General features: G+C 59.3%; 16 protein-coding genes and 1 pseudogene. 11 read left to right on the top strand and 6 right to left on the bottom strand.

From position 1 onward, the window contains the following. Position 1 precedes the first annotated feature (1 nt). From GJU48_RS07455 to tal, 8 genes and pseudogenes are all read left to right on the top strand, one after another. On the top strand, positions 2-442 hold the full coding sequence (locus GJU48_RS07455; protein WP_094950358.1) for a phage tail protein: 441 nt from the start codon (positions 2-4) through the stop codon (positions 440-442). Beyond that, positions 439-1,684: pseudogene (locus tag GJU48_RS07450) on the top strand (phage late control D family protein). The gene GJU48_RS07455 and the pseudogene GJU48_RS07450 overlap by 4 nt, the downstream one beginning before the upstream one ends. A 166-nt stretch (positions 1,685-1,850) precedes the next feature. Then, positions 1,851-2,006 (top strand): hypothetical protein, encoded by a 156-nt coding sequence (locus tag GJU48_RS07445; protein ID WP_256671211.1) that lies wholly within the window; start codon positions 1,851-1,853, stop codon positions 2,004-2,006. Between the two features lie 12 nt (positions 2,007-2,018). Next, positions 2,019-2,306 carry an ogr/Delta-like zinc finger family protein gene (locus GJU48_RS07440; RefSeq protein ID WP_065882220.1) on the top strand — a complete coding sequence of 96 codons (288 nt, stop codon included), beginning with the start codon at positions 2,019-2,021 and terminating at the stop codon, positions 2,304-2,306. Continuing rightward, entirely contained in the window at positions 2,306-2,455 is a 150-nt protein-coding gene (locus GJU48_RS07435; protein ID WP_155295951.1) for a hypothetical protein, read from the top strand. The genes GJU48_RS07440 and GJU48_RS07435 overlap by 1 nt, the downstream gene beginning before the upstream one ends. Positions 2,456-2,504: 49 nt before the next feature. Further along, on the top strand, positions 2,505-2,816 hold the full coding sequence (locus tag GJU48_RS07430; protein WP_094950370.1) for a hypothetical protein: 312 nt from the start codon (positions 2,505-2,507) through the stop codon (positions 2,814-2,816). Between the two features lie 296 nt (positions 2,817-3,112). Beyond that, positions 3,113-4,099, top strand: a complete 987-nt coding sequence (gene dusA / locus GJU48_RS07425; protein ID WP_094953089.1) for a tRNA dihydrouridine(20/20a) synthase DusA — start codon at positions 3,113-3,115, stop codon at positions 4,097-4,099. Positions 4,100-4,581: 482 nt separating this feature from the next. After that, positions 4,582-5,508 carry a transaldolase gene (gene tal, locus GJU48_RS07420; RefSeq protein ID WP_094953088.1) on the top strand — a complete coding sequence of 309 codons (927 nt, stop codon included), beginning with the start codon at positions 4,582-4,584 and terminating at the stop codon, positions 5,506-5,508. 141 nt (positions 5,509-5,649) lie between these two features. Here the strand turns inward: tal and rssC are convergent, their stop codons facing one another. Both rssC and rssB read right to left on the bottom strand, forming a co-directional pair. Continuing rightward, the gene (gene rssC / locus GJU48_RS07415) at positions 5,650-6,132 is read right to left on the bottom strand and encodes an anti-sigma factor antagonist RssC (RefSeq protein WP_010566476.1); all 483 of its coding nucleotides are present in this window, start codon (positions 6,130-6,132) and stop codon (positions 5,650-5,652) included. Next, a complete protein-coding gene (rssB, locus tag GJU48_RS07410) occupies positions 6,132-7,313 on the bottom strand; it encodes a two-component system response regulator RssB (RefSeq protein WP_094953087.1) in 1,182 nt (393 codons plus the stop codon). The genes rssC and rssB overlap by 1 nt, the downstream gene beginning before the upstream one ends. A 276-nt stretch (positions 7,314-7,589) precedes the next feature. Here rssB and GJU48_RS07405 point away from each other — a divergent pair, with 276 nt between their 5' ends. Continuing rightward, positions 7,590-7,886 (top strand): PilZ domain-containing protein, encoded by a 297-nt coding sequence (locus tag GJU48_RS07405; protein ID WP_094953085.1) that lies wholly within the window; start codon positions 7,590-7,592, stop codon positions 7,884-7,886. 61 nt (positions 7,887-7,947) lie between these two features. Here the strand turns inward: GJU48_RS07405 and GJU48_RS07400 are convergent, their stop codons facing one another. Continuing rightward, positions 7,948-8,637: an MlaA family lipoprotein gene (locus tag GJU48_RS07400; RefSeq protein ID WP_094953084.1), complete on the bottom strand. Its 690-nt coding sequence runs from the start codon at positions 8,635-8,637 to the stop codon at positions 7,948-7,950. Positions 8,638-8,833: 196 nt separating this feature from the next. Here GJU48_RS07400 and GJU48_RS07395 point away from each other — a divergent pair, with 196 nt between their 5' ends. Together GJU48_RS07395 and GJU48_RS07390 are read left to right on the top strand one after the other, a co-directional pair. Continuing rightward, positions 8,834-9,442, top strand: a complete 609-nt coding sequence (locus GJU48_RS07395) for a phosphatase (protein WP_094953083.1) — start codon at positions 8,834-8,836, stop codon at positions 9,440-9,442. Positions 9,443-9,552: 110 nt separating this feature from the next. Beyond that, the gene (locus tag GJU48_RS07390) at positions 9,553-9,819 is read left to right on the top strand and encodes a DUF4404 family protein (RefSeq protein ID WP_094953082.1); all 267 of its coding nucleotides are present in this window, start codon (positions 9,553-9,555) and stop codon (positions 9,817-9,819) included. A gap of 136 nt (positions 9,820-9,955) precedes the next feature. Here GJU48_RS07390 and queF read toward each other — a convergent pair whose 3' ends face one another. From queF to GJU48_RS07370, 3 genes are all read right to left on the bottom strand, one after another. Next, positions 9,956-10,786, bottom strand: a complete 831-nt coding sequence (queF, locus tag GJU48_RS07385) for an NADPH-dependent 7-cyano-7-deazaguanine reductase QueF (RefSeq protein WP_094953081.1) — start codon at positions 10,784-10,786, stop codon at positions 9,956-9,958. A 66-nt stretch (positions 10,787-10,852) separates the two neighbouring features. Then, a complete protein-coding gene (gene copI / locus GJU48_RS07380) occupies positions 10,853-11,389 on the bottom strand; it encodes a copper-resistant cuproprotein CopI (RefSeq protein ID WP_094953080.1) in 537 nt (178 codons plus the stop codon). 291 nt (positions 11,390-11,680) lie between these two features. Beyond that, a complete protein-coding gene (locus GJU48_RS07370; RefSeq protein WP_094953079.1) occupies positions 11,681-12,925 on the bottom strand; it encodes a lipoprotein-releasing ABC transporter permease subunit in 1,245 nt (414 codons plus the stop codon). Between the last annotated feature and the right edge of the window lie 22 nt (positions 12,926-12,947).

The following is a 12,947-nucleotide window of genomic DNA, read 5'->3' as shown; positions in this document are numbered from 1 at the left end:
CATGATGCTCGCCCTCGGCATGTTCGTGTTCAGCCTCTCCACCGCCGCCTACCAGGAGCTGCAACGCCAAACCGATTGGCGTCACGCCAGCAACAACCGCGTCGGAGCAGCTCCCGCGCGGCAATTCGTTGGCCGTGGCGAGGACGCTATCACCCTCCCCGGCATCATCCTCCCCGAGCTGGCAGGCAGCGCCCTCAGTCTCGACGCACTGCGCCTGATGGCAAATACCGGCAAGGCTTGGCCTATGGTCGAAGGCAGCGGCCGGATCTACGGGCTATGGGTGATCGAGAGCCTGAGCGAGAACAAGACAATCTTTTTCAGCGACGGCACGCCACGGCGTATCGAGTTCACCCTGAGCCTGAAGCGCACCGACGATGACCGCATCGACCTTCTCGGTGCCGGTACCAGCATCGGCGTCAACATTCTGCGAGGCCTGCTGTGATCGAATCGGTAATCTCCAAGGTCACAGGCTACGTGCGCAGCACGGCCGACGGTGCCCGCCTTCCGGCTCACCGTCGACGGTCTGGACATCGCCCAACTGATCAGCCCTCGTCTGATGGGCCTGGAGCTGACCGACAACCGCGGCGTTGAGGCAGACCAACTCAGCATCACCCTCAGCGACCACGACGGCCTGCTGGCGATTCCCCCCAAGGGCGCGGTGTTGCGGTTGTGGCTGGGTTGGAGCGACACCGGACTGGTGGACAAGGGCACCTACACCGTCGACGAAACCGAACATAGTGGCGCGCCGGACGTACTCAGCATCCGTGCTCGATCGGCAGACCTGCGCAAGGGCTTGAAAACCAAACGGGAGCGTAGCTGGAGCAACACCACACTCGGCGACGTCCTGGGCGATATCGCCGTAGGCAACGGTCTGACCGCGACCATCGCAGGCGCCCTCGACGGATTGCCCATCCTGCAGCTCGACCAGGCCAACGAGTCCGACGCCAACTTGATCAGCCGTCTGGGCGAGGAATTCGACGCGGTGGCCAGCGTGAAAGCGGGTTGCCTGTTGTGCCTGCCGGCGGGTGGCGGCAAGACGGCCAGCGGCCTGGACCTGCCGCACATCACCCTCACCCGCGCCGACGGTGACCAACACCGCTACCTGCAAGCCGACCGCGACAGCTACGACGGCGTGCGCGCCTATTACTATGACGTGAACAGTGCAAAAAAACAGGAGGCTATTGCCGGCGGCGGCGACAACCTCAAGGATCTGCGACACACGTACAGCGACCAGCAGTCGGCCCTGCGTGCCGCCCGGGCGGAATTCCGGCGTTTGCAACGAGGCAGCGCCACGCTCAGCTACAATCTGGCCATCGGCCGGCCGGACCTGATCCCCGAGTTGACGTACACGCTCCAGGGCGTAAAGGAGGAAATAGACGAGATCATCTGGTATGGCGGCAACGTGCAACACAGCCTGAGCGCAGACGATGGATACACGGTGAGCCTGGAGCTGGAAAGCAAGCTGCCGGAGGATAACGTTGAGGACCTGGCGGAAGAGGACAAAGGTGATTACACGGGAATCATCGCGTACTACCGCGACCCGAAAACAGGGAAGGAAAAGACAATTACGGCGGGGGATCAGGCGAAGCCGAGGCGGTTGCGGTGGCTGTACGCTAGTGAGGCGACTGCCAAACGAGCGGTAGATCGAGAGTGGAAGAAAGCACAGGCTGAAAAGTCAGCATAAACCCCGGAACCTGTCCGGGGTCCGCAGGTTTACTGCTCAGACGTGTGTGTAAAAACCTCCAATAATCGCAGAACATCTTGTTGCCGCTGAGCACTGATGGCCCGGAACATTACCAGCAACCTTACTTCCTGATCGCTAAGGCATTGAAGAAGAAAGAAAACATTTGTTGGATCTGCTGGTGATCGCTCAACAGCGACTGAACACATTAAAAGAAATCGTCGCCACCACCAATGACGACTGCTCTGGCAGCGATATCCGCATGGCAATCGGTGACGCAATCACACCGTTGAACATTGCCCTCGAAGATGCTGAAGCGCTGTAAAGGACGCCGGTTATGAGTACTTACAAGCTGGTTTGCCCTCACTGCCACGGCCGCATGCGTATCCGTACCAGCGAAGGCCAGCACATTTTTCTGCGTATCACCTACATGCAGTGCACCAACGAAGCCTGCGGCTGGGCGGTGCGTGCTGAATTTCAAATGACCCACGAACTGAGCCCCAGCGGCATGCCCAACCCGGCTGTAAAGCTGCCAGTTGCAGATGTGGTCATTCGTCGCCAGGCAATGAAAACGGCAAACGATCAGCCCGATCTGCTGGACCAACTGGAAATGGAGCGTGCGTGATGAACCTCGATCAACAGACTCATGACTACCGCAGCAGCATGCAACACGCTGCTTTCGCTTACTTGCTGCTCAACCTCACCAGTGAACAACGCCTCAATTCATTGGGCGCGGTTCGACACGTCTTCGCAACCGACTTCGTTCAGTTCTGAAATCCTCGGTTTTGGCGCTGCAACGCCTGCCACCCAAAGGAGAAGCACCATGCACGTACAAGTCATCACCGGCGAAGGTCGGGACGGAGCCACGAAGCTGCTCAAACATTTGAAGGAGCTGCATGAGTGGATCGGCGAAGCAACCCAATTGGTACATGCCGAGGCATACAGCGCCGCTGGCCTGGTCGAGATTCTGGAAGTCCGTAGTGCTACGGAACAGGAGCTTCTAGTGCTGGGGTGCAGCCGAGAACAAATACAGGCAGTCCTGGAATGGCAGTCAGCAACAGATGAAGTTGTCGAGTTTGAAAACCTGCTACTGCACCTGGTGCGGAAGCAAAACCCAACCGGCGAAAGCCAGTAAGAAGGTGGTGTCGAGGGGCTGCAACCCCTCGACACCGACCACCCAAAGGAGAAGCACCATGCAAGTGAATCAACCCAAAGGCGGCAATGCAGAGGCTACCACACCGCGATACGACACCATTGTGATCCGTGGTACCCAAGGTTCTGCTGTGCCGAAAGAAGTAGATGGCGGTGAAGTTATCTCGTGGAGTCGCGGCCATGAGCTGGCAGGTGAATGGCGAGGAACACGCCTCCCCGACACCCAAGACCCATCCCTGATAAACTGCGCCCCATTCGTCTCGCTAACTCAGATCCCCAATGCCCTTACAAACCGCTCCCCTCTCCCGCCGTTTCTCCGTCGCCCCCATGATGGATTGGACCGACCGCCACTGCCGGTTCTTCCTGCGCCTGCTCTCCAAGCACGCCCTGCTCTACACCGAGATGGTCACCACCGGCGCGATCTTGCACGGCGACCACGACCGCTTCCTGCGCCACAACGAAGCCGAGCACCCGCTTGCGCTGCAGTTGGGTGGCAGTGTCCCCGCTGACCTGGCTGCCTGTGCGCGTATGGCTGAGGCCGCCGGCTACGATGAAGTGAACTTGAACGCTGGCTGCCCGAGTGACCGGGTGCAGAACAATATGATCGGCGCGATCCTGATGGCGCACCCTGCATTGGTGGCGGATTGCGTGAAGGCGATGCGTGATGCGGTGTCGATTCCGGTGACGGTGAAGCATCGTATTGGGATCAATGGGCGCGACAGTTATGCCGAGTTGTGTGATTTCGTCGGGACGGTGAGGGATGCCGGGTGCACCAGTTTTACGGTGCATGCGCGGATTGCGATTCTTGAGGGGTTGTCGCCGAAGGAGAATCGCGACATTCCGCCGTTGCGCTATGACGTGGCGGCGCAGTTGAAGCAGGATTTCCCGGAGTTGGAGATTGTGCTGAACGGTGGGATTAAGACGCTTGCGCAGTGCCAGGAGCATTTGCAGGTGTTTGATGGGGTGATGTTGGGGCGGGAGGCTTATCACAATCCGTATTTGCTGGCGGAGGTGGATCAGCGGTTGTTTGGGAGTTCGGCGCCGGTGGTTAGTCGGGCGGAAGCGTTGGCGCAGTTGCGGCCTTATATTGCGGAGCATTTGGCCAGTGGTGGGTCGATGCATCACATTACGCGGCATGTGTTGGGGTTGGGGACTGGGTTTCCGGGGGCTCGGAAATTTCGGCAGATGTTGTCCGTGGATATTCATAAGGCGAGTGATCCGTTGGCGTTGTTGGATCAGGCTGGGGAGTTGTTGGAGGGGCGGTGATTTAGCCGGTTGGGTGTCAGTTGGTTTATTGGGTGGCTGGGGTTGGCGGTTCCCCCAACTGATCGTTCCCATGCTCTGCGTGGGAATGCAGGGCGTGACGCTCCGCGTCACTATTGCGCTGGACTTGAGCCGTGCGCTGGTAGCGGGACGCGGAGCGTCCCAGGAGGCGTTACCACGCGGAGCGTGGGAACGATCGATATAAGGGACGGCGTGACGCTCCGCGTCACTATTGCGCTGGACTTGAGCCGTGCGCTGGTAGCGGGACGCGGAGCGTCCCAGGAGGCGTTACCACGCGGAGCGTGGGAACGATCGATATAAGGGGAACCTGTCGGCGGTTTTGGTCTCCTATTTAGCACCACGGCCGGTGATTCAAACGGCTGTTTTCAGGTTGCTGCCCTCGCAAACGATCGAACGCATTTGCGCCCTTGAGCGCCTGCCGGCGCTCGGGTAATGTCATCAGACCCACAGGACAGAGCACGCCCATGACTTCCAAGCTGGAACAACTCAAGCAATTCACCACCGTTGTAGCCGATACCGGCGATTTTTCTACCCTCGCCAAGCTCAAGCCGCAAGACGCCACCACTAACCCTTCCCTGCTGCTCAAGGCCGCTTCGATCCCAGGCTATGCCAAGCTGCTGGATGAGGCTGTGAAGGACTGCAATGGTGACGTGGGCCTGGCCAGCGACCGTTTTGCGGTGGCGGTCGGTCAAGAGATCCTTAAAGTCGTACCGGGCCGTATTTCCACTGAGGTGGATGCGCGTCTGTCGTTCGACGAAGCGGCCATTCTCAAGCGTGCGCACCGTCTGATCGACTTGTACGACAAAGCCGGCGTTGGCCGTGACCGTGTGCTGATCAAGATCGCCTCCACCTGGGAAGGCATCCGCGCGGCGGAGAAGCTGGAGAAAGAAGGCATTCAGACCAACCTGACCCTGCTGTTCTCGTTTGCCCAGGCTGTGGCCTGTGCCGAGGCTGGGGTGTTCCTGATTTCGCCGTTCGTGGGCCGTATCTACGATTGGTACAAAAAGGCCAACGGCAACGACTACACCGGTTCCGATGATCCAGGCGTGCAGTCGGTAACGCGCATCTACAACTACTACAAGGCCAATGGCTACAAGACCGTGGTGATGGGTGCGAGCTTCCGTAACCTCAACCAGATTGAAGAGTTGGCCGGATGTGATCGCCTGACCATCAGCCCGGACCTGCTGGAGAAGCTGGCGGCGGATGAAGGCAAGCTGGAGCGCAAGTTGGCGCCAGGCCATGCCGGTGAAGCGCGGGTGCATTTGACTGAAGCGCAGTTCCGTTGGGAATCCAACGAGGATGCGATGGCGACTGAGAAGCTGGCGGAGGGGATTCGTCAGTTTGCTCGGGACCAGGAGAAGCTTGAAGCGTTGTTGACTGCCAAGCTGTAAGGCAGTCGGCGACAAAAAGGGCGGCACCCTCGCGGGTGCCGCCCTTTTTTGTGCCTTTCGCTGGTCTCAAGCCGACCTCAGTACAACTGTGGGGCGGCGCCAGCTCCCACATTTGACTGTGTTGTTCTCAGCAGCGGGGGCTTAGTGGCGCTCTAGGGCGTTCACAAGGTCATGGAACGCTTCGCGGTTGGACTCGTTCAGGCCCATCAGGATCTTGTGCGCTTCGAGCACCTTGATCCGTACCACTTCTTCGGACTGGTCTTGCGAAGGCAGGTCGGTCAGGCATTCCGGGCAGGGGATCGGGCGGTCAACGATGTTGAACACTTGATCAAAGCCCATGGACTGCAGCAGACGGGTGATGTCTTCGTGGGTGGTGACCACAGTCGGCAACAGTCCGACCTTCTGCCGAGACAGAATGGACAACTTGGCCAACAGGCCCAGGGTGGTGCTGTCGATGCTGCGGGTTTCGGTCAGATCGATCACGATCGCCGAGAAATTCAGGGCTGTGAAAATCCGCTCAATCGTTGCATCCAGCGCCGAACACAAGGTCAGGCGCACTTCACCGACAAACTTCAGGACGAAGGTCCCGTCTTGCTCGGCGAATTGGATTCTTCCGGTACTCATCAAAGATTCCTGCTCAACACCAATAGGGCGATATCATCCGGCATCTCCCCTAGCGTGGCCAATCCAAAAACCTGCCGCAGGCCATCCAGGCTGCCGCCCGCCGACTTGACCTTTTGGGGCAAGGCGGCTTCTTTCTCTTTGAGTGTAGGCTCTGGAAGAAGGTCCAGGATACCGTCGGACATCAGCGTGAGGCTGAAGGTCGGCGGCAGTTCCAGGATGTGGTCTTCGTAGGTGGCTTCATTGAACAAGCCCACCGGCAGACCACGCCCTTCCAGGTAACGCACACTGTCTGGAGTGTATAAAACCGGCATCGGCAGGTGACCGCCGATGCTGTAGGTCAAAAGACCCGTTTCTTCATCAATTACGCCGCCGACCATCGTCACGTGCTTGCCCAGCTTACAGCTGATCAGGCCTCGGTTGATGTGGCCCAGCACCTCGGAGGGGGTGAACTCCGGCAAGGTGCCATTGCGCTTGGATTCGAACAACAGCCGTGTGGTCATGAACTTCAACAACACGGTGACAAAAGCAGATGAAGCACCGTGGCCGGAGACGTCGGCCAGGTAGAACGCGACACGCCGCTCGTCGACGCGGAAATAGTCGACAAAATCACCCGACAGGTACAACGACGGGATGATCTGGTGAGCGAACTTGAACTCATCGATGGTCCAGGGGCTGACCGGCAGCATGTTCATCTGCACCTGGCGACCGGCGTTCTGGTCTTCCTGGAGCAGGTTGAGGCTGGCTTCGAGTTCGCGGTTGGCGGTTTCGAGCTTTTCGCGGTAGCGCTGGTTTTCCAGCAGCAGGCGGGCACGGTCCAGTGCGCGGCGCACCGAGTGCTCCAGCACGGCCAGGTCTTCCAGGGGTTTGATCAGGTAATCGGCGGCGCCCAGGCGCAAGGCCTCGACGGCGTCGTTCATCACGCCGGCACCGGACACGACAATCACCGGCGTCTGCGGGGCAAGCTCAGTCACCTGGCGGATCAGTTCGAGGCCGCCCATCTGGGGCATGCGCAGATCGCAGATCACAAGGTCGGGCTTGTCGCGCCCGAATACCTGGAGACCCTGTTGGCCATTGCTGGCCTGCAGGACGCTGAAGCCACTGTCTTCCAAATAGGCCGCGAGGCTCGCGCGCACTACTTCGTCGTCATCGATTATCAGCAGCGTGGCACTGGTTTTTTGCATGTGGGCAAACGGCGCCAGAATTAGGTTGGCGTAGGTGGCTCGACAATGGCCGGGCGCACTTACTGGATTCGCTTTCTAGCCACTCTGTCCTACAAAGCATTGGGATTTTGCCCATGCACAAAGGTAAAGCAGAGGTGCCCTTCTAAGGCGCAGACGGTACTCCCATCCGTCAGGGGTTTCAAGCTCATGCCGATGGTCGCCAAGCGTCTTTACACCGCAAATCACTGGGAGTTATAAGAACACTCACGACCACAACACAAAGTAAGGATGGAACCCGTGAGCGAACACGAGCGCGACTACGCCGAAAAACGCGATTTCATCCGCATGCGAGTGGATGCCGATGTGTCGTTGATCCACGCAGGGCAGGAGATTGCCGGGGTCTGCGTGGACCTTTCCAGCTCTGGCATGCAGGTCCAGGCGCCGCGCCAGTTTCAGGTGGGCGACCAACTGACCGTGCGGATCGATTCAGATCACGCCGCTCTCAAGGGCCTGGAAGCAGATACCGAAGTGGTATGGACCAAGGCCACAGATACAGATCAGCAATTGGGCCTCAAGATCTTGAAAATGCGCTGAAACCGCGCACAAAAAAAGGCGACCACTTGGGTCGCCTTTTTTCGTTTCAAAACGTCACAGCTTAAAAGTCGTCGACGACCTTGCCGTCTTTGACCTTGAACTCACGATTCTGCAAGTAAGCGTTACGGATGAAGGTGTACTTGTCACCGGTGATCAGCTTCTCGCTGTCGAGCAGGCTGGCACGGGTATCGACAATGTTCAGGCCGAAGGTGCTGTTACGCCAGCCGATGTCGTTCATGTAGCGGTACGGCTGGGTGTAGCTGTCGACGTATTTGGACGGCGCATCACGCAAGGTGCTTGGGCCCAGCAGCGGCAGCATCACGTAAGGACCGCTGCCGACGCCCCAGTAACCGAGGGTCTGGCCGAAGTCTTCATCGCTGCGCTGCAGCCCCATTTTGGTGCCGACATCAATAAAGCCCAGCACGCCGAAGGTGGTGTTCATCAGCAGGCGGGCAGTGTCCACACCGGCGGCGTGCGGCTTGAGCTGCAGCACGTTGTTGGCCAGGTTGCCAACATCGCCGATGTTGCGGAAGAAGTTGTGCACGCCGTCTTGCACAAATTGCGGGGTGACAAACTGATAACCCTGGGCAATTGGCTTGAGCGCGTAGGTATCAACGGTGTCGTTGAAGGTGAAGATCGGGCGGTTGACGCTTTCCCACGGGTCGTCTTCCGACGCAGCCTGGGCCGCGAACGGGGCCAACAGGACAGTGGCACACACAGATAGCTGAGCGAAGTAGTGGCTCCAGCGCATAGCTTTTGCTCCTTGAATGGTCTGTCATGGGCGCTATGCCCTGAATAAGGATGTCAGTATATGACGGAAGTGCTGGTTTAGGCAGCTGCGAGGAAACGACATACGAAAAATGCACAAAACTCCTACAATAACCCCTCAGTGTCATGCGCTTGTCATCCCGCCTCGATAGCGTCATTGCTATTTCAGGGATGTAGAAATGCCTCACGCCGAGATTGCCGTCGCCAATGCCCCTTCTTTGACTGCCGTACTCTTTGGCCTGAGTGGCTGCCTGGTGGATTTTGGTTCCCAGGCGCGCACCGATTCGCCCGCCCCGGACTCCCACGCCACGCCGGGCGCGCTGAAGAGCCTGCGCAGCCTCAAGGACCAGGGCGTGCCCTGCGCCTGGCTGGACGAACTGCCCCCCTCGGTCACCACCCCGCTGGCTGCCGCACTGCCCGACTGGATCAAGGCGGCCTCGCCCTCCTCCATCCGCTGGCCGGCGCCGCATGCGTGCTGGCAGGCCTTGATGGAACTGAATATCGAACGCCTGGAAGGCTGCGTACTGGTCAGCGGCGAGCCGCGCTTGCTGCAAGCGGGCCTGAATGCCGGGTTGTGGACCATTGGCCTGGCGTCCTGCGGCTCGCTGTGTGGCCTGGCGCCCGAGCAATGGCAGGCGCTGACCGAGCAACAACGCGAGTACAAGCGCGGCAAGGCCACGGTGGCGCTGTATGGGTTGGGCGTGCACTCGGTGATCGATCACCTCGGTGAGCTCGGCACCTGCCTGGCCGACATCAGCCTGCGCCAGCTCAAAGGCGAGAAGCCCTGATCGAGATCATGCACTAAGGGCGCCGGTGGATTAATCTACAGGTCAGCCCGTAGACCTTTCGCGACGTGCCGCGGTCTATGCCAGTGCCTATCGATAAAAGGAAGAACGCCATGCCTGCCCGCGAAAAACTGCAAGAACAGGTCACCATCCTGCGCGAGCAATTGAACCAGGAGCCACCGCTGCCACCCGAAAAGCGTGAGGCGCTGGAAGAATTGATTGCGAAGTTTGAAGTGCAACTTGAGTTGGAACCCGCCACCCAATCCCCGAGTATCGCTGACGATGTGAATCGCGCGGTGGAAGGCTTCGAACTGGATCACCCAGGTATTGCGGGGACGCTGCGCAATATCGTGATCACCTTGGGCAATATCGGGATCTAACCCCAGCCCAAGCCAAACGCAGAACCAAAATGTGGGCGCGGGCTTGCCTGCGATAGCGGTGTATCAGTCACCTAATGGATGACTGAAAAATTGCTATCGCAGGCAAGCCAGCTCCCACATTTGTTTTGCGTGAAGGCTACTGACGGGCCAGTCGCAGGTTTTGGAACTGCACATCTTCCGTGCTGCGGTACGGGTTGATATCCAACCCGCCCCGGCGCACATAGCGCGCATACACCGTCAGTTTCTGCGGCTTGAGCAAGCGCTGCAGGTCGAGAAAAATCCGCTCCACACACTGTTCATGGAAGTCGGAGTGCTGGCGAAAGCTCACCAGGTACTCCAGCAGGCTGGCGTGATCCAGTGCCGAACCCCGGTATTCCACCGCCACGCTGCCCCAATCGGGCTGACTGGTGACCGGGCAGTTGGATTTGAGCAAGTGGCTGTGCACGCTCTCCTCGATAATGCGCGAGTCATCGCAGCGCAGCAGTTCCGGGCGCGGGTGTTCGTAGTTGCTGACGCTGATGTCCAACTCGTCAATGCACACGCCCGGCAGTGCCTGCACACCTTCGGCTTCAACCTCGGCCAAACGGCGGATGCGCACGCTCACCGGCTTGCCGGCGGCGGCGCTTAGGTCGGTGCGCAAGGTCGCTTCCAGGCTTGCCGTATCGGCAAACGCGGTCTGGTTCAACGAGTTGAGGTAGAGCTTGAAGGACTTGGACTCGATGATATTCGGCGAGTCGGCCGGGATGCTGAACTCACCGATGGCCACCACCGGCTTGCCCGACGGCAGCAGCCAGGACAATTCGAAGCAGTTCCAGAAATCCACGCCTTTATACGGCAGTGTCTCGGCGCTCAGGCCCAGCTCGGCCCACTTGGCGGCGCGAGGGATCGGGAACAGCAACGATGGGGTGTAGGTGCTGATGTATTCACTGGACTTGCCCAGCGGCGAATGTTCGGCTGCGGGATGCATGGCGGAAACCTGGCTAAATAAACCGCGCCAGTCTACCAGCCTTTGCTCCCGCCCTTAAGAAACGCCTCACTCAACGGTCAGTTTGCCGACCATGCCGGCCTGATAATGCCCAGGGAGGTTGCAGGCAAACTCCAGACCCGTGGCTTTGGTGAAGGTCCAGGTCAGCTCGGCAGTCTTGCCGGGTTCGACCAACACGCTGTTGGGATCGTCATGCTTCATGCCACTCATGTCGCCATGGCGCATATCATCCTGATGCATGGCGCTGTGGTCCATCTTGCCCATGCCGGTGGCGGTGAGCATGCCGCTGGCCTGCATCTTTAACATTTCCTTCTGGTGTTCGGCATGCATCGCCGCGTCGCCCAGGTTGAATTCGTGGAGCAACTGGCCTTTGTTGACCAGTACAAAGCGCACGGTCTCACCGGCTTTTACGTCGATCGACTTGGGCGAAAAGGAAATGTCCTGCAGCAACACTTCCACGGTGCGCGTGGCTTTGTCGGCAGACGCCGGCTGGCCAAAGGCGAAGGTGTGGGCCGTGTCAGCCACAGCAGCGAAACTCAACGCCAACAGGCAGCCCGCCAATATCAGAGGTGTACGCAACGCCATCTCAATTCTCCAAACGTGTGTGAACAGCTTCGCCAGCACTCTAAGATGGCGCCGCTACCAGCCAGCTGACTGCTAGATTACAACGTTGCTCGTTCCCACGCTGAGCGTGGGAACGAGCACGTCAGGAATACCTGAGCGCATGCGCCGGCTCAATCTTCGCCGCCCGATACGCCGGGTAAACAGTCGCCAGTGAACAGCTTCGCCAGCACTCTAAGATGGCGCCGCTACCAGCCAGCTGACTGCTAGATTACAACGTTGCTCGTTCCCACGCTGAGCGTGGGAACGAGCACGTCAGGAATACCTGAGCGCATGCGCCGGCTCAATCTTCGCCGCCCGATACGCCGGGTAAACAGTCGCCAAAAAGCTCAACGCAAACCCAGCCGTGCAAATCAGCAGCACATCGCCGCCTTGCAGTTCCGAAGGCAGGTTGCTGACGAAATACACATCCGAACTGAAGATATGCTGCCCGCTCACGCGCTCCAGCCAGCCCACCAGTTCACTCACGTTCAGCGCCGCAATCACGCCTAGTACGCCGCCGATCAAGGTGCCGACAATACCAATCACCGTGCCCTGCACCATGAAGATCGCCATGATCTGGCGTGGCGTGGCGCCGATGGTGCGCAAGATCGCGATGTCTGCGCCCTTGTCGTTCACCACCATGATCAAGGTGGCGATGATGTTGAACGCGGCAACGGCGACGATCATCAGCAACAGCAGGCCGATCATGGTCTTTTCCATCTTCATCGCGCTGAACAGGCTGCCCTGGGTGTGGGTCCAGTCATCGGGCTTGTAGGCTGCGCCAAGGCTGGCGGCGATGTCCGCCGAGACTTTGGGCGCTGCATACAGGTCTTTCACCGCCAGGCGCACGCTTTGCACCTGGTTGGGCTGCCAATGCTGTATCTCGGCAGCGTCAGCCATGTTGATCAAGGCCATGGAGCCGTCCAGCTCAGCGCCGACCTTGAAGATACCGACCACGTTCAACCGCTGCATGCGCGGGGTGATGCCACCCGGGGCAGTGCTGATTTCCGGGACGATCAGGGTCAGCTTGTCGCCCACGCTCAGGCGGAAGCGCCGAGCGGTGATGTCGCCGATGACCACGCCAAATTCGCCGGCCTTCAGGTCTTCCAGTTTCCCGCGCACGATATGCTGGGCCACGATCGAGACCTTGCCTTCCTGGGCCGGGTCGACGCCGCTGATTTCGATCGGCTGCATCGCGCCCTTGTAGGAAAACATGCCGTCCATCTGTGTGAACGGCACTGCGGCGGTGACTTCAGGGTTCTTCATCGCCGCAGCCGCCACGGGCTGCCAGTCATCAATCGGATTCACGCCGACGATGGTGGCGTGGGGCACCATGCCGAGGATGCGTGAGCTCATTTCACGCTGGAAGCCGTTCATCACCGACAACACCACGATCATCGCCAGCACGCCGAGGGCGAGGCCGATCATCGAGGTCATCGAGATAAACGAAACAAAACGGTTGCGGCGCTTAGCGCGGGTATAGCGCGTGCCGATGAAAATCGATAACGGTCTGAACATTCGCGGGCACCGTTTAAAAAAA

Origin of the sequence: Pseudomonas sp. IB20 (genome assembly GCF_009707325.1) — a bacterium.
Taxonomy (GTDB): Bacteria; Pseudomonadota; Gammaproteobacteria; order Pseudomonadales; family Pseudomonadaceae; genus Aquipseudomonas.
The sequence above is the reverse complement of the archived record's forward strand: the minus strand, read 5'-3'. Positions and strand labels throughout refer to the sequence as shown.